This window comes from Bacillus sp. SORGH_AS_0510 (assembly GCF_030818775.1).
Classification (GTDB): Bacteria; Bacillota; Bacilli; order Bacillales; family Cytobacillaceae; genus Neobacillus.
Window position 1 is genome coordinate 2,888,989 of sequence record NZ_JAUTAU010000001.1, and the last position, 22,509, is coordinate 2,911,497.

Here is a 22,509-nt window from a genome sequence, read left to right on the forward strand (position 1 = left end):
TGTATTACTCATTATGCATAAAATTCTGGCTTTCCAAGTATTTTAGGACAGTCTGCGAAAACTCGTGATGAGATTCTTTCGTATACTTGGCCATGGTATAGATTTGTGCTAGATTTTTTAAGCCTAAACGTTCTGTCATTTCTTTTAGTCTAGGGACGTCCATGTAGCGTTTCCAGCCTTTTTCATCTCTTTCTTTGTAGATTTCTAGAATATCTTCATCTGAATAATCACGATACTGGTCATAGTGAACAAGCCCATGTCTTGGCAGTCGATCACGCGGAGCAGGGTTTTCTGCGGGGTAACCCAATGAATAGCCTACAACGGGTACGACATTTGGTGGTAAGTTTAGCAATTCTCCAATTTGATCGCAATTGGCTAGTGTTGAGCCCATATAGCAGATGCCTAGTCCTGCATTTTCTGCTGCTAAAGCACAGTTTTGAGCTGCTAACGTCGCATCAATGGCACCGATCATAAAGCTCATGAAATTATCAAATTGTACGGGTGCGTCATTCAGCTCAAGCCACTTTCTCATTCGATTAAAGTCAGCACAAAAAGTTAATAGTATAGGTGCATCCACTACCATCGATTGATCCATATGTGCAGAGTATAATTTTTTCTTCAATTCTTTGTCTTTAGTGACGATAATCGAATAGGATTGCATATTACCACTTGAAGAAGCACGAATACCTGCATCTAATATTTGGTCCAGCATTTCTTGGCTTACTTCCCTATCTTCATATTCTCGGATGGACCTGTGCCCGTGGATAACATCATTAAATTCCAATGCCCTCACTCCTTTTTTTATCTTACTTTAGCAAACCATTAACATAAAATCTACTATCAATAAAGGAGGATAATAGTGAGTTCTTAAAGAATTTAATGTAAGGATTATATTAATAGAGGTGAAATTCATGTTAACACGAGAAGAATTAGCTGCCATAAAAGAACTTCAGGCGGTTTGCGAGAAAGATGGCGGTTTTGATCTGAAACTTAATTTTGATATGCTTGAAAATAGAACTGGACAGGAAAAGGAAGACTTTTTTCATTATGAGCATAACAAGCTTGTTGGTTTCCTTGCCAGTTATGACTTTGGTAATAAAGTAGAGCTCTGCGGGATGGTTCATCCCGATTATCGCAGAAAAGGAATTTTTACTAAATTACTAGAACAGGGAATTGAAGATACTAAAAGGCGCAATATTAACAAGGTTTTATTGAATGCCCCAACCTCTTCTCAATCGGCGAAGCAGTTTTTATCGACGATTCCTTGTTCCTTTTACGTAGCAGAATACCAAATGAAATGGCATCAAACGGAGCTTACCGAGGATCCTTCTGTTAGTCTGAGGCCCTCAACCACAGCAGAGGATTTCGAAGCAGAAATACAGCTGGAGGTGTCAGCGTTTGGTTTTGATGAGGACGAAGCACGTAAATTCAATCAGCAAATTAGGGAAAACGGAAGAGAGAAAAACCTTATTATTGAAGCAGATGGAAAAACTGCTGGAAAAATTCGTGTGGATGAAGCCGACGGAGAAGCATGGATTTATGGCTTTGCTGTGTTTCCAGAATTACAGGGTAAAGGAATTGGGAGAAAGGCATTAACCAAAGTTGTTAAAGCAGAATCCCAAAAAGGGCTTTCCGTTTATCTCGAAGTCGAAGCCAAAAATGCACACGCCTTAAAGCTGTATGAATCATGCGGTTTTAGAAGCTACCACTCGCAGGATTACTATAAATATAAATTTTAATTTATACTTTGATTGTCTACTAATGTTATATTAATATTATAAATATTACAAATTCACACTGGAGATGGACATCGATGTTACATAAACTAGACTTAAAATCCGAGAACCTGCACGGGTCCTTTAGTAAAGACTATCAACCCATTTTAACAATTGATTCTGGGGATAGCTTACAAGTGACTACTCCAGATATTGAGTGGGGATATTCGAGTTACAAAGATAAAGAAAGAGTAGTTTTTGAATCGGCTGTAAAGGAAGATGATCGTAGACATCCGATGATTGGTCCTATCGCCATTCGTGGGGCAAAGCCTGGAATGGTACTTGAAGTAAAATTAAATGATGTCGTGCCAGGCTGGTATGGACGTAATTGGGCTGGCGGATTCAAAAATTGGCAGAATGATAGTGTTGGATTGTCTGAATCAGAAAGAATTCAGGTAGATTGGGAGTTAAATGCAACCACGATGACCGGTACTGCTCAAATAGGCGGAAAACAATTTCACGTTGGCCTTGATCCTTTCATTGGATTAATGGGTGTCGCTCCTTCTGAACCTGGTGTACATGTCACCTCCCCTCCCCGCTATTGCGGTGGGAATATTGATTGTAAGGAATTGGTTAAAGGCAGCACCCTGTATTTGCCGATTGGCGTAGAAGGTGCATTATTTTCAATTGGGGATGGACATGCACTTCAAGGTGATGGAGAGGTTTCCGGTACAGCAATTGAGTGTCCGATGGACCTAGTTGATGTGACTTTAATTGTTAGAGACGATTTATCGTTGAACATGCCTCGAGCAAAGACCCCAACTGGTTGGATTACCTTTGGGTTTGATGAAGATTTAAACGTGGCCGCTGCCACTGCTTTACATGATATGGTTAAGCTCATCCAAGAATTTTATGGAATAGAAAAGGTCGAAGCGATGGCCCTTGCTAGTGTAGCTGTTGACCTCCGAATTACACAAGTAGTCAATGGTGTAAAGGGTGTACATGCTGTTCTTCCTCATGGAGCGATTCGTTAAAGAGATTATATAAAAAACACTTCGGAATGCAGAGTAACGGGGTTACTTGTGAGGTGCAAAACGTTAGTTCACATTCCTAATCAAATGGCAAATCAAATAAATTTCACATCACAATTCACAGTCTAAAGTGCATAGAGATTTCAATCTCTATGCATTTTTGTATTATCTTTATTCATGTGACGCACCTGTAAGTTGTACAAATTCATTTAACGCTAAAACGGGGTTTGATAAATAAGCGGAGAAATTCCTCTTATTTAGTGATTTTGAGTAAAAAAAGCTAAAATAGAGGGATAAATTCCGCCTATTGAATCAAAAAATGCAAATATGAGAGATTATTCTTTGCAGCTCCATTCTTAAATTAAGCGGAAAATCTCCTCTTATTTCCCCCTTGCTGAGCAATCGATTAAGGAAAAGACATCTTATTTAAATGGGGATTGTGTTTAATTCAAAAATCCAATCCAAAAGAACCTCATTTTGACGCATCACGGTGAACCGTCACAAGTAAGGGAGGTTTAATAAAATCAAAATAAAGAAACTCGCCAAATACTATGGCGAGTTTAACTCTTTATTAAACCGATACGATTGTCTTTTCGGCACGTCTTTTAAAAAAAGCATCTCAAAACGGAACCCATTAGAATTACTCACGTGCAATTTCCTATGTGTTTTACAATGTTTGCACATCTAAAGTTAACCAGTTAAATGTATTGACCAAGGTGTTTCTTGTTATTCAATGGTTTCATTAAGCTTATTTCTGATATTTATTTAACTTAGAACCTAAAGATACATTATTTCGCTCTATTTTTTTAAGTTTTAAATTGGATGCCCAACTGATTCGAGATTCATATTTTTGCGTGTGTTCCTTATTAACAAGATTCTGCAATCTCTCTTTGTTTTTTTCTAGAGGTTCTTCAAGAGTAGACAATCGACGAGTTGGAAACGGTAGTCCAGCTAGAATGGTTGTAATAGTGGGATCCGTTTCTGAGATATAGGTTCCTTCGAATAATTGTAGCGGTTCTCCAACCCTTTCGAAGATGGAAGGTACATTTATGAGTTTTGAAATATTCTCCGGTCCTTCATAAATGAGTCCTGCCCGAATAACTCCTTTTGATTCAACCGGGCAGAAGATGGAGTTCCCCCATGAGATTTGTACTTTTCCTGAGACATCAGAGGTCGTTTTCGCGTCCGTAATTGCAGCAGAAGAGATAATCGTTACACCTCTTGTTCCCAATATATTCATCAAATCGGTTTCATCGAAGTTCCCATAAAAAGAACTCTTTTTAGTGATTTTCAGGAGATGACTAATCGCTTCCATCGTTTGATGATTTGCAGAAAGATATATTTCGTGTTTACTAGATTGTGGCTTCTGTTTGCGCATCTGATCATTGTCTACCAGGAATAGGGAAGATATCCCCTCAATTTTTGAAAGTTCTTCAATACACTCTGCTGTATTGATTCTATTTCCCGCTAATACGTTTCGTTCAGGAATAATAGCAATAGCCCCTATCTTAATTCCAGGTAACTGGTCAATTAATAAGTCAATCAAAAAAGGACTCATTCCAGATCCTGTACCACCGTCCGTTGAAAAAGCAAGTAATAATAGCTTTATATTCTTAAAAGAATGGCTAATAAAATCGATCAACTCTTGATAATGTTCTTTAACAGCACTTATTCCTAATGACCTTTCTTGACCGGCACCATTATAGCCCGGAACAAAATATTTCCTTTCTACCCTGGTATTTACGGCACCATCCTGTTGATTAGTATTGATCAGTGCTGTCTGAAAACCTAAGGCTGATGCGATTTCCGCTATATTTCCACCTGCTTGACCCACGCCTAAGATTCCAATCGATTTCAACAAAAACTCCTCCTCACCAGCATAAATAATTCCACCATAAAAAATGTAAAAGGACTTATTAAAAAAATAAACCTTATATAATTTTTACTGTTGTAAACTGCTGATTATGCAAAAAAAATGACGAGAGTTTTCTCGTCACCTTTTAATATGTATACCTTATAAAAAAAGTAGTACCGTCTGGTCCTGTTTGAATATCAATCTTTGCTTGGTGCCTAGCAGCAATTGCGTAACAAACACCTAATCCAAGCCCGGTTCCCTTGTCTTTGGTGGTGAAGAATGGAGTCCCTAATTTTTCAAAAACATCCGGCTTGATTCCTTGACCTTGATCCTGAACAGCAAGGACGACATAACCGTCTTCCATGTACGTTTTGATCTTTAGGATCTTCCCTTCACTCATGGCCTCTAAGCCATTGCGGTAAAGATTGATGATTAACTGCCTTGTCTCATCCCGGTTCAACATAATTTCTGGAAGGTCATTCGTTTCAATCTCAATGTATTTATTTTGATTGAAGGCATCTACATGGATTAAGGGAGTCATATCGCTAATAATCGAATTTAAATTTAACTTCTGTAAATCAGATGACCTCGTATTACTCATAGAAAGAAATTCTGAAATGATGTTGTTCGCACGGTCTAGTTCGTCAATCATGATATGTAAATAATTCTGATACCGCCCAAACTCATCCTCTCTTTCTAAAATCTGCAGAAAACCTCGGACGGTTGTCATTGGGTTTCTTATTTCATGGCTGATGCCCGCTGCCATTTGTGCGATTAGATCGAGTCCTGATAACCGTTTCAATTCTTTTTCATATTTCTTTTTCTCAGTAATGTCTTTGATTAGGCTGCAAATTCCATCCCCGTACGGATAGACCACTATGTCAAACCATTTATCCGAGTAGGATGCATGGGTTTCAAAATGGGTGGGAATCCTGTCAGCCATTACCCGATGATATTCTTTATAAAAGACAGTATCTATGTAGCTAGGAAACTCTTCCCATATTACCTTCCCTATTACATCTTCAGGTGTTTTATTCATCGGAAGGTCCTGGTATTTATTAACATAAAGATATTTCCAATCTTTACTTAACACAATGAAACCATCTGTAATACTTTCTATGACATTGTGATTTTGCTCATTTGCCACTTCTAGTTCCTTTGTCCTCTTCTCATACATGCTTTCCAATTTATCCATGTACAGTAAGCTGTATAAAGTAGATGCTGTTGCATCCACGATCGATTGTGCCAGCTGATGTTGCGATTCCGAGTAGACAAGAGGATCCTCTCCGGTATGAACCACTCCTAATATTCCTAAGACCTCCCCCATAGAAACAAGCGGAATTAAGAACAGGCCTTTTATTCCATACCTTTTACAAATTTCCTGATTTAACCTATCATCAACTGACGCATCTGGAATCAGTAAAGCTTTTTTGGTTTTCATAACCGCTTGAAGTACACTTTCATTACAAGGGCCCATTTTTTGAAAGGTTTCTTTCCACTCTGACGCTATTCCACTTCCAACCTTCACCTGGAGAATGTTTTTACCAGCTGTAGGGTCCAGCAGATGGACTCCCATATGATTGTTACTTAAAACCCTTCCTAAATAGTTGAAACATATATCAAGGCTGCTTTGCAATGTTGAACACATGGATAATTCGCGTGTGACATCAAGTAGCAGCTGCTTTTCTGAGATTAATTTTTCCTTTTCGGCTAAATTAAGCGCATTTCGTATGGCAACGGCCGCCATATTTACATAAGCCTCTACCGTTTGAATCTCTAATTCTGTTAAGTTCATTGGCTGCCCATAATCAAAAAGAAAGACAAGACCAAATAACTCCTGTTCAAACGAGATTGGAAGGGCTAACAACGATTTAATTTGGAATGCAGCCACGGCTGTAGGATCGGGGCGGTGATCCTTTGAGGTATCAGGAATATAGATTTTTTTTTGTGATTCAATGACTTCCCTTGCAAGTAAATCGATTTCTGTATCGATCACATGCATATCCAGTGTCCAGACATTAAGGTGTTTTGGTTTTCCAACATATCCCCGGAATGTTCCATCCTCTTGTGGTAAATAAATTCCAACCGCATCACATTGTACGATTTCCTCCGATATGGCCGTTGTTACCTGCTCCAACAGATCCCGTAGTTCAAGCTTCGTATTAATTAATTTGGTTATGTTTGCAAGACGAGAATATCTTGTTTGCTCCATTGACATTTCCTTGTACTCCATTTCATTGGCATGCAGTGCTCAATTTATAAAAGACTCCATTCATTCCGCACAAATTCGACAAAATCTCTTAATATCTTTATTTTACAATATGTACATGGGTTTGGTATACATAAATCCAAATTAATTTCCATTTTTATGTAAAAATAACTTCAAAAAAAAGACTCCTTAATAACAGCATAATAATACGTGTTAATAGGAGCCCTTTTTAAATAAAAAGCCTTTACTTGCTTAACAGCTTATTAAAATCCTCTATAAACGCCTCGACCTGTTCTTCCTGAGTAGCCCATGAAGTGACAAGACGAATCGTTGAATGTCCTTCGTCTACTTTTTCCCACACATGAAAGGCATACTTCTTATCCAATTCAGCAATCAGAGAATTAGGTAGAATGGGGAAGATTTGATTCGATGGAGAATCGATTAAAAACGGAATATTAGCCTTGCCAATTTCCTCTCTTAATCTACCTGCCAACTTATTAGCATGCATAGCTAAATCAAAGAACAGATTATCCCGGAAAAGCTCAAGGAACTGAATACCTAGGACTCTACCTTTAGCAAGCAACCCGCCCTTTTGCTTGATATGGTAGCGAAAATCCTCCTTAAGAGAGTCTTTGCAAATCACTAATGCCTCCCCCATAAGCGCTCCATTCTTTGTTCCGCCAATATAAAAAGCATCAACAAGTCCTGGTAGATCGCTCAATTCCAAGTCATTTTCATCTGAGCATAAAGCTGACCCTAGTCTTGCGCCATCCATATATAAAATGAGATTGTTTTCATGGCAAACATCTCGTAATTCCTCGAGTTCTTTTTTTGTATAAACGGAGCCTATTTCAGTAGAATTTGATATGTACACAAGCTTTGGCTTTACCATGTGCTCATCAGGATGTCCCTCTAATACAGCCTTCACATGATCAGGAATCAATTTTCCATCTACACCTTCAATGGAAATGATTTTGTGGCCAGTTGCTTCAATCGCACCGGTTTCATGCCCTAATATATGGCCGGAACTTACGGCCATAGCCGCCTCATGTGGTCTTAAAAAAGCAGATATGGCAGTCAGATTTGTTTGTGTACCCCCTGATAATAGGTGGATATCCACATCCGACCGTCCCATTTTTTTCTTTAACAAATCAATTGCCTGCTGCGAAAATTGATCTTCGCCGTAGCCATCCGCCTGGATAAGGTTGGATTCAAGTAATGCATTCAAGATTCTAGGATGTGCGCCTTCACTATAGTCGTTCTTAAAGCTGTACATATTGTTGCCTCCATTTTATTTTCAAGAATTGTTTCTATTTTTTATCCTACCATATCTGTTATTGATTCCTACAATATAATGTTCCCCCATTAGGCACCAAATTCAATGTAAAATTACACTTTTCTATCGAATTTTACGATTTATCAGCGAATTTCAAGCATTTATCAGCGAATAATAAAATATATCAGCGAATCTATGTTTTTATCAGCGAATTTGAGATTTTATCAGCAAATCAAATAATCAACAATTTTGTCGGCTCAAAAAGAATTTATTTAATTCTCGCATAACTCATTGTTTCCAAATCATTTATAAAAAATCATTATAACTTCTCTAATCTCTATTACTAATGATTGAAAGCCGCTACCTTAAATACTTCATTCACTTCCCACTCTTCTCGTAAAAGTCCCATCCTAATAGAGTCATAGTATGTTCCATTATAATAACGGACCTTTCTAATCCTCGCTTCCAAGGTCATCCCAAGCTTTTCGCCCACCTTAATCATTCGTTTATTCCCTGACCAGGTGGTGTAACCTACCCGTACCAATGGTAAGGAATTAAATAAATGATTGATTAAAAGACGAAGGGCATGCGTGCCATACCCGCCGCTCCAATAGGTCGGATTATAGATAACAATTCCCATCTCCAGCCAATTAGAAGGTTTATGCTCCCAATAATATCCTAGTGTGCCAATTACCTCACCAACCACTTCAATAACCCAGCGATCATCTTGTTCAACAATAGCTTCTTTTTGACTTAAATATTCATCATAAGGTACATGCTTATGTTCAAAATAAGGTGCATCCCACTTTTTCCATTCAGGTGATTCTTCTTTATAAATCAAATCCCATAGTTTGGGCAAATCCTTTTCCATAATTGGGCGAATAACTAAATTATCAACTTTGTAATACACAGGATCCCTCCGGTTTTGTTTACTTCTTTTTTATATTTCTCCATGAAAGATGTTTTTCCTTTTATTCGGAAAAGGACCATTCATTTTGGTCTTTAATGTTACTTAATTGGAATATGATTTAATTAGAGTTTTTGAGGACTTTGCACTAGTTATTGATTATTGAGTTTAGTTTTAAATAGAATGGGAGGATTTCACGTGATAGCAGTCGTTTCTAATAAATATGGTCCACCTGAAGTACTTCAATTAACAGAGATAAATAAACCCGATCCTAAAGACAATCAAGTACTTGTAAAAATTCATGCAGCATCCTTGAATTTTGGTAACTTGGTACTTTTAAAGGGAGAGCCCTTCTTAGCTCGTTTTGCTTTCGGGCTGACAAAACCGAAATACCGTATACCTGGTGGTGACATCGCAGGACGGGTGGAAGCCGTTGGAAAGGATGTTAAGCACTTTCAACCAGGCGATGAGGTTTTTGGTGACCTTTCAGGGTGTGGTTGGGGTGGGTTTGCTGAATATGTAGCTGTTCCTGAAAGTGCCTTAGCAGTAAAACCAGCGAACTTATCATTTGAGGAAGCGGCAGCTGTTCCTATGGCAGGGGTTACCGCTCTACAGGGGTTGCGGGATAAAGGTCAGATTGAGTCAGGCCAAAAAGTGCTGATTAATGGGGCTTCTGGTGGTGTCGGGACTTTTGCTATTCAGATTGCAAAATCGTTTGGAGCAGAGGTGACTGGAGTGTGTAGTACAAGAAACATTGACATTCTCCGTTCCATTGGCGCAGATAATGCGATTGACTATACGAAAGAAGATTTTACGAAAAAGATGAAGAATTATGACCTCATTGTTGGTGTGAATGGACATCACTCTATGTCGGATTATAAAAAAGCTTTAAAACCAAATGGCAGATTTGTTCACGTTGGTGGTTCCGGCTCTCAAATGTTCCAAGCAATGGCACTCGGTCCTTGGATTTCTCTCACTGAAAAAAAGAAAATGGGTACCTTTTTGCAAAGAGCTAACCAAAAAGACCTGATTTATATGAAGAAACTTATTGAAGACGGCAAAGTAAAGCCTGTAATTGATCGAAGTTATAAATTAAGTGAAGTGAAAGAAGCCTTCAAGTATTTTGCAAAAGGGCATGCGCAAGGAAAAGTAGTCATCACTATATAAAACGAAAAAATGCCTCATTCCTAATGAATGAGGCACTTAGTATTTCAACCATTAATGTTTCCATTTATACAAGAGAGTAGCCAGTAGGTTTGCGCCGATAAAAAGTATATTTCCTTGTGCGTTATAATGCAGCTCTTGATTTTCAAAACTCATTTTATCATAATAATCCCCTTGGCTAAGTCCAAGTTCTTGACGTTTTTTATCCTCATCTTTTAGATGTTTAACATACTTATATTGCACAGGTAAAAGAACAAGCGATAATAAGAGGTATGCACCGATAATTCCTAATGTCGCATATAGACCCATCTGAAATCCTCCCCTCTTTTCAAGAAAAATTTTCCTTAATCTATAATACGGTTGTATTTTATAAAAGTTTCAATTGTTTATGGAATTATTTAACATTATGTTGGTTATTTTTAAAAATGAACCTCTCCCTAATTTAATTATATCATGTAGAAAATGGATAATATAGACTGTTTATTCTCATTTAGTACTGCTAAAATCAATAACACATTATTGGTTAGGAGAGATGTAGAATGAGTTCTTTGGCTCTCGGTTTTCAGGAAATGGAAAAAACTCAGCTTTTGCTCGTTGGCGGAAAAGGGGTAAATTTAGGAGAATTATCCAAAATCGAAGGGATTCAAGTACCAGAAGGATTTTGTATTACAACTGTTGGGTATCAAAAAGCCATCGAACAAAACGAAACGCTACAAACATTGTTGGATCAACTAGCAATGCTAAAAGTAGAAGATCGAAATCAAATTGGTGAAATCAGCAGGAAAATCCGGCAGCTCATTATGGAAGTAGAGATTCCTTCAGATGTAGTGACAGCAGTTATTCACTATCTCTCCCAACTTGGTGAAGAATATGCATATGCAGTGCGTTCTAGTGCGACTGCTGAAGATTTACCTTATGCCTCTTTTGCTGGTCAACATGATACCTATTTAAATATCATCGGCAAAGAATCAATCATGCAGCATATCAGAAAATGTTGGGCTTCCCTTTTTACGGATCGCGCTGTGATTTATCGAATACAGAACGGATTTGACCACAAACAAGTTTATTTATCTGTTATCGTTCAAAGGATGGTTTTCCCTCAGGCTTCAGGGATTTTATTTACGGCTGATCCGATTACTTCTAACCGAAAGCTGCTATCAATCGATGCTAGTTTTGGACTTGGAGAAGCACTGGTCTCTGGATGGGTATCTGCCGATTGTTATAAAGTACGGGATGAGAAAATCGTCAACAAGATGATAGCAACCAAAAAATTGGCAATCTATGCACGAAAAGAAGGCGGAACAGAGACAATTCAGATTGATCCTGGTCTACAAAAGACTAACTCAAACTCTTACTGACCAACAAATTTTACGACTAGCACGCATAGGTAGACAGATCGAAGCTTATTTTGGTTGTCCACAAGATATCGAATGGTGTTTGATTGATGATACATTTTATATCGTCCAGAGTCGGCCAATTACTACGCTTTTCCCAATTCCTGAAGCGAATGATCAAGGAAATCACGTCTATGTATCTGTTGGTCATCAACAAATGATGACCGACCCTATGAAACCATTGGGACTGTCTTTTTTCCTGTTAACCACACCTGCGCCCATGCGTAAAGCAGGTGGAAGGTTGTTTGTTGATGTTACACCTATGCTGGCTTCACCTGACAGCAGAAACATGTTATTAAAAAACATGGGCCAACATGACCCCCTCATGAAAGACGCACTCGTGACCGTCGTAGAGCGAGGAGATTTTATACAATCGATACCAAATGATCAAAAACCGCCTAGTCCCAGCAGATACAATACTGATTTGCTATCAGGAATCGAAAGCAATCCGTCAATCGTTGCTGATTTGATTAAGAGTACTCAAACATCGATAGAAGAGTTAAAACAAAACATCCAAACGAAATCAGGAGTGAATTTACTTGATTTTATCTTAGAAGATATCCAGGAATTAAAGAAGATCTTATTTAACCCACAGAGTTCGCGTGTATTTATGTCAGCTATGAATGCTTCATCGTGGATCAATGAAAACATAGATAAGTGGTTGGGTGAAAAAAACGTAGCAGACATACTTTCACAATCTGTACCACACAATATTACGTCAGAAATGGGTCTAGCATTATTGGATGTCGCAGATGTGATTCGTCCTTATCCTGAGGTAATTGATTATTTACAACATGTAAAAGATGATAACTTTCTGGATGAATTGGTTAATTTTAATGGAGGAAAGGAAGCTCGGGACACTATTTATGATTATCTCAACAAATACGGAATGCGATGTGCCGGAGAAATCGATATTACTAGACGTCGTTGGAGCGAAAAACCAACTACACTTCTCCCTATGATTCTGGGTAACATCAAAAACTTTGAGTCTAATGCCAGCAATCGGAAATTTGAGCAAGGACTGCGTGTTGCTTTGAAAAAAGAACAAGAGATATTAGATCGATTGAAGCAATTACCAGATGGTGAACAAAAAGCCAAAGAAACAAAACATATGATCGACCTAATCCGGAATTTCATCGGTTACCGTGAATATCCAAAATACGGCATGATTAGTCGCTATTTCATTTATAAGCAAGCGTTATTGAAAGAGTCCGAACAACTCGTACAAGCGGGTATTATTCATGAAAAAGAAGATATATACTATCTCACTTTTGAAGAACTTCACGAAGTCGTCTGCACAAATAAACTGGATTATCAGACCATCTGCAAACGAAAAGACGAGTACAAATTCTATGAAAAACTAACTCCCCCACGTGTGATCACGTCTGATGGTGAAATCATTGCAGGTGAGTATAAACGAGAAAATATCCCAGCCGGCGCTATTGTAGGTCTACCTGTTTCTTCCGGAGTTATTGAGGGAAGAGCACGTGTCATCTTAAACATGGAAGATGCTGATTTAGATGAAGGAGATATATTAGTCACCCCTTTTACCGACCCTAGCTGGACACCATTGTTTGTATCCATAAAAGGCCTAGTCACCGAAGTTGGCGGACTGATGACACATGGTGCAGTGATCGCACGGGAATATGGCTTACCAGCAGTTGTCGGGGTCGAAAATGCTACCAAACTAATAAAAGATGGACAACGAATTCGCGTGCATGGAACAGATGGGTATATTACGATATTGTAGTTGCTGAATATCTATAAAAGTAGACGTAGGGCGGCTCTACTTCAACTTTTGCCTTATTCTTTTATTGAAAAGTAGACGTAGAGCCCTTCTACTTCGACTTTTGCCTTATTCTTTTATTGAAAAGTAAACGTAGCACCTTCTACTTCGACTTTTTACTTATTCTTTTATATAAAAGTAAACGTAGAGCCCTTCTACTTCGACTTTCACCTTATTCTATTATATAAAAGTAGACGTAGAACCCTTCTACTTCGACTTTTGCCTTATTCTTTTATTGAAAAGTAGACGTAGCACCGTTCTACTTCGACTTTTTACTTATTCTTTTATATAAAAGTAGACGTAGAGCCCTTCTACTTCGACTTTTGCCTTATTCTTTAATAAAAAAGTAAACGTAGAGCCGTTCTACTTCGACTTTTTACTTATTCTTTTATATAAAAGTAAACGTAGAGCCGTTCTACTTCGACTTTCACCTTATTCTTTTATATAAAAGTAGACCTAGAACCCTTCTACTTCGACTTTTGCCTTATTCTTTTATTGAAAAGTAGACGTAGGGCCGCTCTACTTCGACTTTTGCCTTATTCTTTTATATAAAAGTAGACGTAGAGCCCTTCTACTTCGACTTTTGCCTTATTCTTTTATTGAAAAGTAGACGTAGGGCCGTTCTACTTCGACTTTCACCTTATTCTTTTATATAAAAGTAAACCAGCTAATAGTTTGTCAACATTTTTCAATAAAAAGTTTAATAACCTCATGATATACTAAAAATGTTCATGCCAAATAACCTTCCTAAATTCTCTTTCTGGAAGGTTTTGTTGTATTTAGTTAGATATAGGTTCTAAGCTATATCTTGGAAAGTTGTTCTGCTTTTTAGTAAGGCATAAATCCAATGTAAGAGTTTGTTTACACAAGCAATAATGGCTACTCTAAAGGGTTTTCCTTCTTCTCGTTTCTTATCGTAAAACTCACGTAGTCTTCTATTACGTGGAATGATCTCATCAGTCGTTTTCTTTTTACGGGAATCTCGAATACCACTTTGAACAGCCATATACAAGGCGTGGCGAAGCCTACATGAGCCACGTTTGGTTATTCGGTTTACCGATGCAGTAAACTTTCCAGAAGAATACACACTAGGATCTATTCCAGCGAATGCAACTAACTTCTTGGCATCATTAAACCGATCTATCTCTCCGATTTCAGAAATAATCGTTGCAGCGATTTTTTCTCCGACTCCAGGGATAGATTGAAGAATCTCATATTCTTCAATTTCACTTGCGAGGGCATCTATTTCATTCGCAATATTGGATAGATGCTCTTGGTATTGAAGAACAATCTTAACCAAGATTTCAAGGTTAAAAATATGACTATCGTAGAGATTGTTTTGAAAAGGATCACGATTGGCGGCTTCTCTTAACTTCTGTGCCTTTTCCTTTGCCCATGACTCCGAACGACTCATACATAACGAACCTATTTTATCAGTTAATTCTTTTTCACTTACACTTAATACTGCCTTAGAAGTAGGGAATTCTAGTAAAGTAAGCAAAGATACCTTTGAATAGAGGCTTCCAAAAACCCCTCGATACTCAGGAAAGACCTGATCAATTAAGGAATGTAGCTGTATCTTTGTTTTTGCAGATATTTCTGCAATACTCTCTTGTTGCCTTGTTAGATTACGAAGGTTTAAGAGTTGAACACCACGCTTCTTATAAGGCTCTAGTTCTTCTTTATAAAACAGTTCACAAAGATGATAAGCATCAATCGCATCAGTTTTAACCTTTCGAAGGCTTGAGCTCTTGGCTCTATGTGAGATAAGTGGATTCACGATAATATAAACATAATTTTGTTCCTCTAGAAACTGAATAACGGGAATATGATAGTGCCCAGTTGATTCTAAAACGACCGAAGGTTGATAACCACCAGTTTCCTTTTCCACATCTAGAAGGAATTCTAATAGACTTTCTAACCCTTTAAGATCATGTTTAATACTAAAACTCTTACGGTATGGTTTTCCTTTATCTAAAAATGCTTGAACTTGGCTTTCCCCTTTTGATACATCCAGACCAATCACTGGATTCATATTAATTACTCCTCCTCCTAGAAATACATATTAGTCGGTATCCCCTAAAGCTCCTTGTAATGTCATAGGTTCGCTTGTTAAACGGGATCATGGTCCCAACCAGCCTGAAACATGTTTATACAAGTAGGGGGTGAACAGTTTACTTGACGGGATCTAGTCCCACGGGGGCGACGTTCTACCCCGACTACCGTAATCATATGACCATATAGAAAAAGGTCAACCAGAAAATTCTGGCTAACCTTATATTACGAAACGTAGGGCCGTTCTACTTCGACTTTTGCCTTATTCTTTTATTGAAAAGTAAACGTAGCACCGTTCTACTTCGACTTTTTACTTATTCTTTTATATAAAAGTAAACGTAGCACCGTTCTACTTCGACTTTCACCTTATTCTTTTATATAAAAGTAGACGTAGGGCCGCTCTACTTCGACTTTTTACTTATTCTTTTATATAAAAGTAAACGTAGAACCCTTCTACTTCGACTTTTGCCTTATTCTTTTATTGAAAAGTAGACGTAGGGCCGCTCTACTTCGACTTTTGCCTTATTCTTTAATAAAGTCTCTGTTAAACTTGCCTGTTGATTTCCGCTCCAGGCACGAGCAGTTCGTGGGTGTTTCGGCGAGCCTCCTCGACGCAAGCGTCTGCGGGGTCTCTCCTGAACCATACTCCCACAGGAGTCTTCGTGCCTTCCGCTCCAATTAACAGGATGTATAAATCAACACTGTTCTTTAACACAGCCTTAATAAAAAAAGCGACGCAAACCTAACTTTGCGTCGTTTTTCTTTCTTGAAACATTAATTCCTGCTAACTAAATACCGTGTACCCTTGATCCTTTTGAAGTTATTATTCCTTCTACTCCAACCAATGCTGCGGTACCTTTAAAGAAGCCGGTAATTTCGTTTGTTTATCCCCTTTTGCAGCATTTACTTGTGCTTGTGTCAGGAATATACTTCCAAGTAAATTTGCCCCACTGAGGTCAGCATCTCTCAAATCTGCACCAATAAAGTCAGTAAATCTCAAATCAGCTTTTCGTAGATTTGTAGCAATCAAAAGTGCCCCTCTAAAATTACTTCCTCTAAGATCCTTCCCGCTTAAGTTGGCACCGATTAGACCGATTCCCTTTTTAAGCTTGCTAGATTGATTTTTTACTTTTTTCACTTTTGCTCGCACAAATTCACTTGTTTGAAGCAGCAAATTATTTACAATGGCTCTATGGCTCGGTATATCAAGGACTAAGATCTCGTTTGGACTAAGATTAGTTAGGCGTTCGATATCCTCTAATACTTGTTGCAATTCCTCAAAAATCGGACGAACTTCTTCTATACTCAGTGCCTCATCTAAGTAAAGAAGCATTTCATGAAGCTGTTGCATAAGCGGAAAGACATCAAACATTTCTTTAGCTATTTCTGGATTTTCACGCCAATCCTTGCCATTATATGTGACTTGGGATACTTTCTGGCCCGCACCAAAGCACTCGAATACTGTACACCCTTTAAAGCCTTGGTTTCGTAAATTACTATGAATGCTGCAACGATAATCTGACTGTAGGTTCTTACAAGGCGTCCCCCCATCCTTGTCAAAGGCAAAATCAGCCGATTTGGCATAGGGTAAAGCTACGCAACATAAGCCAAAACAGTTTTCACAGTCAGGGCCTAAACTATTAGATTTAAGTAAATTAGACAATACTCACACTTCCTTATAAAAGAAAACTTAATAACATCTAAGTGTAATAAATATAATATAATTTTTTATGTACATCTATAATTCTAACAAATTCCATACTTATCCTTCACTATTCTATTTATATGGAATTATTTAGCTTTAATTTGAATTCTAATTATAGCATTCAAAAAGAACGGACATTTTAGATATACTAAAATGTCCGTTCTTCAGTTGAGTTCATTTGATCAAAAGCATAATTTGCCATCGTTTGGATATCATTGTATTTTGATCTTTTGTTTCTTGCCTTCATGACAACCGCGATAATTTCCTTATCTCCCTTTTTTAAATATTCCACGAGGGTATGGTGTGCGGCATTTGTAAATCCAGGTTTCCCTGCAATGACGTTAGGCATAGCACCAATATTGATTAAATTACGGATGATTTTTTCTTGTCTGCTCGTTTTAATGTCGGTGGTTTGTGTCGACATGACTTTTAGTACCATCGGGTGTTTAATCGCTTCTTTTGTAATGATGGCCATGTCATAAGGGGTTGTATAATGGTTAGGATGGTGCAGACCGTTAGCCGTAACAAAATGGGTGTCATTGAGATTCCATTGTTGTACTTTTTGGTTCATGAGATCTGCGAAGCCATTCTCACTTCCTGCGACGTTTTCAGCAATGACAACGGCGACGTCATTGGCACTCAGCAATAACAAAGCTTTCATTGCATCCTGTTTCGTCATCCTTTCACCTGCTCGAAGACCCAAACAGAGACATTCTTGATTGGCTGCATGCTGACTAACCGTTAACCAGTCTCCATCCTTCATTCGTTCATCTAAAAGAGTGGCGGTTAACACTTTGGTCATACTTGCAGGATAAGCTTTAGAATGAGCATTTTTGTCGTAAAGAATCTCTCCGGTTTTAGCATTTATGGTGACTCCATACTCACCTTCGATTTGCGGAGGTAGTGGTGGTGATTGTCTCTCAACCTCCGCCGAATTGCCCTTCATTATGAGCATTCCATTCAATATCAAAAGGACTAATAGTGATGTTGCAACAAATTTCCCGATGTTTGTCATGATGTACCTCCAATTGAAAGAACCTCAAATCTTATCCGTTTTATTTTGTTCCAGTTTAAACAGAATTACTACATGAAAATGGGGACAGTCCCTCACTGCTTTACAGCAGTGAGGGACTGTCCCCAAAATTAAAGTTTTATTGCGTCAATAATTAAGGATGGGAAGACAAGCTGGTCCCCTTGATTTCTTGGATCATATTTTTTTGACCGAAAGATTACTCCCTTTGTTCCGTCCCACTCATTGGAATGAAATTCACCAGTTTCATCACAATATTCAAGTAATTGAACCTCGAATCCCGCTGCTTGAAACATGTTTTTCAAGGTTTTATAATTGTGCACAATTTTATGTGTGGCGGCTGGATGATCTATTGGACCAGGTCCCCCAACCTTTACAATACCTTGATAAATTTCATCTGGAAAATAAGCATCTGGAACAGCACATCGAATATATCCTGATGGTTTAAGAAATCGATAACAGATTTTCGCTGCGTTTACTCCCTCATCGTAGGTAAGATGCTCCCAAACATGCTCGGCTAAAATGGCAGTTATAGAATTGGATCTAAATCTTTTAGTCCATGTGTCCTCATCTATTAAATTTAGTTCCTCTTCTTGTGTATGTAACCACCCTGGATTATTGTTATATTCCCCTGCACCAATTACTAGTTTGATTTCAGTTTGTTTGTTAGACAATCGTTTCACTCCTAATAAATTTTTGTTTTCACCAGTATTCACTATGAAAATACAAAAAGTGTTCAAAAATAGAGAATAAATCCCTTATTTTATGTGATTTATGTCACATTTGTATCCTTTGAATTTAATTAAAATGAACTTAAGTTAATTCAAAGGGGGATTTTAAAATGGTAGTAGCTTGGTTAATTACCATCGCTGTGTTTCTAATCTGTATTTATGCATCAAATGTAATTATTAATGGGCTTAAAGAAAAAGATCAATATGACTTAGCTCAATTGGAATCTCAACTTAAAAACAAAACAAAGAATGACAAAAAAGATCTGAAATTAGTTATCTAACATACTCTAAAAAACAACTTCATATTGGAGTTGTTTTTTGTATTCTTAAATCAAATAGCTGACTTTTACTTTCCAAATCATATGGTCAAATCCCTCGCCCCAATAATCCTTTAACAAGAAATCAGGTTCTCCGAATTTCTTTTTCCAGATTTTTTGTGCACGCACATAACCGCTATCTAAACAAAACCCATCTATTCCTTCACTTTTTAAAGTGTTATACATTGCTTTCAATAATAAATTTCCTATTCCCAACCTTTGATACTCTGGATGGATAAATACTGTACCTATCTCAGGTATGCCTTTATAAGCATTGTGTGTACATTTACATATGAGTTCGCTTGCAGGCCCGTATTCGATTGACCCAACGATTTTATCAGAGTGAATAGCAATAAGAAAAAATCGCTTCCTTCCATTACTTCCAAGGTCACTTACTAAATAATTTTTCTTCGTTTCAATTTCATTTTCTATATCCTCTAACTGATCCCCAATACCTTCTTTTGTAAAAGTATCTATAATTACTTTTTCAAAAAATTGATACAGGTTAGCTATATCCTCCGTTTTTGGCCTTCGTATCTCGATATTTAACACACCTGAAAACACTCCTTAAACAATTTCAATTATTTAAGATTTCTAGTAAAAACTAAAAAATCCTTCCCTTATAGCTAATTACCGTTCTTTCTCTTTTTCAGTTTCGTCGGGCATTAAGTCAATCCGACTAGTTACCGTTCCTTCTCTTCTGCCGCCTCCACGGGCACTAGTCCCTCCGACCAGTTACCATTCCTTCTCTTTTTCCGTTTCCACAGGCACTAGTCCCTCCGACTAGTTACCGTTTCGGCTCGTTTTCCTCTTCCACGGGCACTAGTCACATGATTAGCCCCCAAACATACCAAAAAAATACGTCTCTGCTTTTTAGCAAAGACGCATTTTTCCATCCTAAAGTTTCCCGCCATTTGTCTCAATAACATCCTTATACCAAAAGAACGACTTCTTCTTCTTGCGTTCCAATGTCCCGCTGCCGTCATCATGCTTGTCGACATAAATGAAACCATACCGCTTAGAGTACTCGCCTGAAGACATGCTGACCATATCGATACATCCCCAGCTTGTATAACCCATTAGTTCCACACCATCTTCAATCGCTTCGCCCATTGCCTTGATGTGATCGCGAAGATAGTCAATTCGATAATCATCATTAATGGAGCCGTCATCTTGCACAGTGTCATAGGCTCCTAACCCGTTCTCCACGACGAATAAAGGTACTTGGTACCGGTCATACAATTGATTTAAGCTAATTCGTAAGCCAACCGGGTCGATTTCCCAGCCCCAATCACTTGCCTTTAGGAATGGATTCCGCACCCCGCCAATCAAATTTCCTTGAGCATTCTCAAGAACGGACTTCTGCTTTTTCTCCGTACGAGACATATAATAACTGAAACCAATATAATCAACGGTGCCCTCTTTGATTAATTCCAAATCACCTTCCCTAATGTCTAACTCAATGTTATGCTCCTTGAAAAAACGCTTAATAAACGCAGGATATTCCCCGCGCACCTGCACATCTGCACAGAAATAGTTAAAGAAACGTTCTTCCTGCAAGGCATACATGACATTTTCCGGGTTGGAATCATAGGAATACACTGGAGCATAGAGTATCATACAGCCAATTTGCGCGTCAGGAATGGTTTCTCGGCACGCTTTTACAGCAATCGCACTGGCAACAAATTGATGATGGTACGCCTGGAACGTTGGCTGGTATTTGTCCTCTTCTTTATGGATCGCAAAACCAAGGCCCATGATTGGCATGATTAAACCACTATTGATTTCATTAAAGGTCATCCAGTTTTTCACTTTATTTTTGAAACGGTTGAAAATTGCATGAACGTATCGTTCAAAGAAGGTCACCACTTCTCGACTTCTCCATCCCCCGTATTCTTTTACAAGGGTAACAGGCATTTCATAGTGTGAAATCGTTACAACAGGTTCGATTCCATGTTTGTGCAATTCATCAAATACTCGGTCATAGAATGCTAAACCTTCCTCATTGGGGTCGAGCTCATTTCCGTTTGGAAAAATTCTTGTCCATGCAATGGACATGCGGAATACTTTAAAACCCATTTCTGCAAATAAGGCGATATCTTCCTTGTAACGGTGGTAGAAGTCAATTCCTTCATGGTTCGGATAGTATTTCTCTGCATCGATTTCAAAATTGAATCCAGGGGATTGGAGAATGTTCAGTCTTTCTTTTCCGCCTGGAAGTACATCGGCAATGTTCAATCCTTTATTCCCTTCATCAAAGCCGCCCTCCATTTGATTGGCTGCTGTTGCTCCGCCCCATAAAAACCCTTCAGGGAAATGATATTTATTCATACGAGTACCCTCCTGAAATTTTTTCCATAATCCTTACTATTTGTTAGTTGGTTTAATTCTATAATGGAATAATAACGACCTTTAGCTAGATAGTAAATGAAGTAGAAGAATATAGTTTTTAATAACATGACTAGTCACTTGTTTCATAAATGTAACGCTGTGTTTTTTGTGGTAAAATAGAGCTATTGACGATAAAGGAGAGTTCCAATTCATGTTTTCCAACGAAGTCATTGCCTCTTTCAATGAATTAGAAACATCTTTATACAACTATGTCAGTCAAAATGCTGAAAAAGTGGCTTATATGCGAATTCGCGAGCTAGCCGATGAAACCCATGTTTCTACAGCCACAATTTTACGTTTTTGTAGAAAAGTAAACTGTGAGGGTTTTTCCGAATTTAAAGTCAAACTTAAGATGCATTTAGAAGGAAATAAAAAGACTGTGATAAAAAGTGCCCAACATTCTATAGTAGAGTTTTTTGAGCGGACATTAAAGGGAGATATAGAGGAAAAAATTAGACAGGCCGCGAGTCTAGTTCACACAGCAGACAATGTTATTTTTATAGGGATAGGAAGCTCTGGAATTCTTGCGGAATACGGCGCGAGATATTTCTCAAGCCTAGGAAAGTTTTCATTGTATATTAAGGATCCGCATTTTCCGATTCATACAAAACTCCGCGATAATAGTGTAACCATTGCTTTATCAGTTTCAGGTGAAAATAATTTCACAGTTACTCATCTGAATCAATTAAAACAAGAAGGTAGTAAAATAATAAGTATTACTAACAATAAACTATCCACCATTGCCAAAATGTCTGATATCAACATTCCTTATTATGTTACAGAGGAATTTTTCGAAGAGGCGAATATTACTACCCAGGTTCCTGTTGTTTATATTCTTGAATCGATTGCTCGTGAGATTTATAAATTAGGTCGTTAATTTTACAATTAAAGCGGCTCTATACAATTTGCTTTTACAAACTTTTCACGTATGAAAGACAAAACT

The 22,509-nt window shown here is 37.9% G+C and carries 17 protein-coding genes and 1 pseudogene; 6 read left to right on the forward strand and 12 right to left on the reverse strand.

What is annotated here, in order from left to right; genetic code table 11:
- Nucleotides 1-4: 4 nt before the first annotated feature.
- Entirely contained in the window at nucleotides 5-784 is a 780-nt protein-coding gene (locus QE429_RS14850; protein WP_307287988.1) for a nitroreductase family protein, read from the reverse strand.
- Nucleotides 785-911: 127 nt separating this feature from the next.
- Between QE429_RS14850 and QE429_RS14855 the strand changes: the two genes are divergently transcribed.
- Both QE429_RS14855 and QE429_RS14860 read left to right on the forward strand, forming a co-directional pair.
- On the forward strand, nucleotides 912-1,739 hold the full coding sequence (locus tag QE429_RS14855) for a GNAT family N-acetyltransferase (protein ID WP_307287989.1): 828 nt from the start codon (nucleotides 912-914) through the stop codon (nucleotides 1,737-1,739).
- Nucleotides 1,740-1,813: 74 nt separating this feature from the next.
- Nucleotides 1,814-2,749 (forward strand): acetamidase/formamidase family protein, encoded by a 936-nt coding sequence (locus QE429_RS14860; RefSeq protein WP_307287990.1) that lies wholly within the window; start codon nucleotides 1,814-1,816, stop codon nucleotides 2,747-2,749.
- 745 nt (nucleotides 2,750-3,494) lie between these two features.
- Here the strand turns inward: QE429_RS14860 and QE429_RS14865 are convergent.
- The 4 genes from QE429_RS14865 to QE429_RS14880 all read right to left on the reverse strand — a co-directional run bounded on the left by QE429_RS14865 (nucleotide 3,495) and on the right by QE429_RS14880 (nucleotide 8,996).
- Nucleotides 3,495-4,604 carry an FtsZ/tubulin family protein gene (locus QE429_RS14865; RefSeq protein WP_307287991.1) on the reverse strand — a complete coding sequence of 370 codons (1,110 nt, stop codon included), beginning with the start codon at nucleotides 4,602-4,604 and terminating at the stop codon, nucleotides 3,495-3,497.
- Nucleotides 4,605-4,746: 142 nt separating this feature from the next.
- A complete protein-coding gene (locus tag QE429_RS14870) occupies nucleotides 4,747-6,819 on the reverse strand; it encodes a GAF domain-containing sensor histidine kinase (RefSeq protein ID WP_307287992.1) in 2,073 nt (690 codons plus the stop codon).
- A 235-nt stretch (nucleotides 6,820-7,054) separates the two neighbouring features.
- Entirely contained in the window at nucleotides 7,055-8,086 is a 1,032-nt protein-coding gene (locus tag QE429_RS14875; protein WP_307287993.1) for a threonine aldolase family protein, read from the reverse strand.
- Between the two features lie 343 nt (nucleotides 8,087-8,429).
- Nucleotides 8,430-8,996 (reverse strand): GNAT family N-acetyltransferase, encoded by a 567-nt coding sequence (locus tag QE429_RS14880; RefSeq protein ID WP_307287995.1) that lies wholly within the window; start codon nucleotides 8,994-8,996, stop codon nucleotides 8,430-8,432.
- Nucleotides 8,997-9,176: 180 nt separating this feature from the next.
- Here QE429_RS14880 and QE429_RS14885 point away from each other — a divergent pair, with 180 nt between their 5' ends.
- The gene (locus QE429_RS14885) at nucleotides 9,177-10,160 is read left to right on the forward strand and encodes an NAD(P)-dependent alcohol dehydrogenase (protein ID WP_373463259.1); all 984 of its coding nucleotides are present in this window, start codon (nucleotides 9,177-9,179) and stop codon (nucleotides 10,158-10,160) included.
- A gap of 51 nt (nucleotides 10,161-10,211) precedes the next feature.
- On the opposite strand, the gene QE429_RS14890 is transcribed toward QE429_RS14885, so the two are convergent.
- A complete protein-coding gene (locus QE429_RS14890) occupies nucleotides 10,212-10,466 on the reverse strand; it encodes a DUF3949 domain-containing protein (protein ID WP_307287997.1) in 255 nt (84 codons plus the stop codon).
- 230 nt (nucleotides 10,467-10,696) lie between these two features.
- On the opposite strand from QE429_RS14890, the pseudogene ppsA reads away from it, so the two are divergent.
- Nucleotides 10,697-13,301 (forward strand): annotated as a pseudogene (gene ppsA, locus QE429_RS14895) (phosphoenolpyruvate synthase).
- An 832-nt stretch (nucleotides 13,302-14,133) separates the two neighbouring features.
- Here ppsA and QE429_RS14900 read toward each other — a convergent pair.
- The 4 genes from QE429_RS14900 to QE429_RS14915 all read right to left on the reverse strand — a co-directional run bounded on the left by QE429_RS14900 (nucleotide 14,134) and on the right by QE429_RS14915 (nucleotide 18,801).
- The gene (locus tag QE429_RS14900; protein WP_307284559.1) at nucleotides 14,134-15,372 is read right to left on the reverse strand and encodes an IS110 family RNA-guided transposase; all 1,239 of its coding nucleotides are present in this window, start codon (nucleotides 15,370-15,372) and stop codon (nucleotides 14,134-14,136) included.
- A gap of 852 nt (nucleotides 15,373-16,224) precedes the next feature.
- Entirely contained in the window at nucleotides 16,225-17,055 is an 831-nt protein-coding gene (locus QE429_RS14905) for a pentapeptide repeat-containing protein (protein ID WP_307287998.1), read from the reverse strand.
- 190 nt (nucleotides 17,056-17,245) lie between these two features.
- Nucleotides 17,246-18,112, reverse strand: a complete 867-nt coding sequence (locus QE429_RS14910) for a D-alanyl-D-alanine carboxypeptidase family protein (protein ID WP_307287999.1) — start codon at nucleotides 18,110-18,112, stop codon at nucleotides 17,246-17,248.
- Between the two features lie 128 nt (nucleotides 18,113-18,240).
- Nucleotides 18,241-18,801, reverse strand: coding sequence for a class I SAM-dependent methyltransferase (locus tag QE429_RS14915; RefSeq protein WP_307288000.1), 561 nt, complete (start codon nucleotides 18,799-18,801; stop codon nucleotides 18,241-18,243).
- Nucleotides 18,802-18,968: 167 nt separating this feature from the next.
- On the opposite strand from QE429_RS14915, the gene QE429_RS14920 reads away from it, so the two are divergent.
- Nucleotides 18,969-19,139 carry a hypothetical protein gene (locus tag QE429_RS14920; RefSeq protein ID WP_307288001.1) on the forward strand — a complete coding sequence of 57 codons (171 nt, stop codon included), beginning with the start codon at nucleotides 18,969-18,971 and terminating at the stop codon, nucleotides 19,137-19,139.
- Nucleotides 19,140-19,184: 45 nt separating this feature from the next.
- On the opposite strand, the gene QE429_RS14925 is transcribed toward QE429_RS14920, so the two are convergent.
- Nucleotides 19,185-19,727 carry a GNAT family N-acetyltransferase gene (locus tag QE429_RS14925; RefSeq protein WP_307288003.1) on the reverse strand — a complete coding sequence of 181 codons (543 nt, stop codon included), beginning with the start codon at nucleotides 19,725-19,727 and terminating at the stop codon, nucleotides 19,185-19,187.
- A gap of 345 nt (nucleotides 19,728-20,072) precedes the next feature.
- Complete coding sequence (locus tag QE429_RS14930; protein ID WP_307288004.1) at nucleotides 20,073-21,506, reverse strand: glycoside hydrolase family 1 protein; 1,434 nt, start codon at nucleotides 21,504-21,506, stop codon at nucleotides 20,073-20,075.
- Nucleotides 21,507-21,717: 211 nt separating this feature from the next.
- Here QE429_RS14930 and QE429_RS14935 point away from each other — a divergent pair, with 211 nt between their 5' ends.
- Nucleotides 21,718-22,443: a MurR/RpiR family transcriptional regulator gene (locus QE429_RS14935; RefSeq protein WP_307288005.1), complete on the forward strand. Its 726-nt coding sequence runs from the start codon at nucleotides 21,718-21,720 to the stop codon at nucleotides 22,441-22,443.
- Nucleotides 22,444-22,509: the final 66 nt, after the last annotated feature.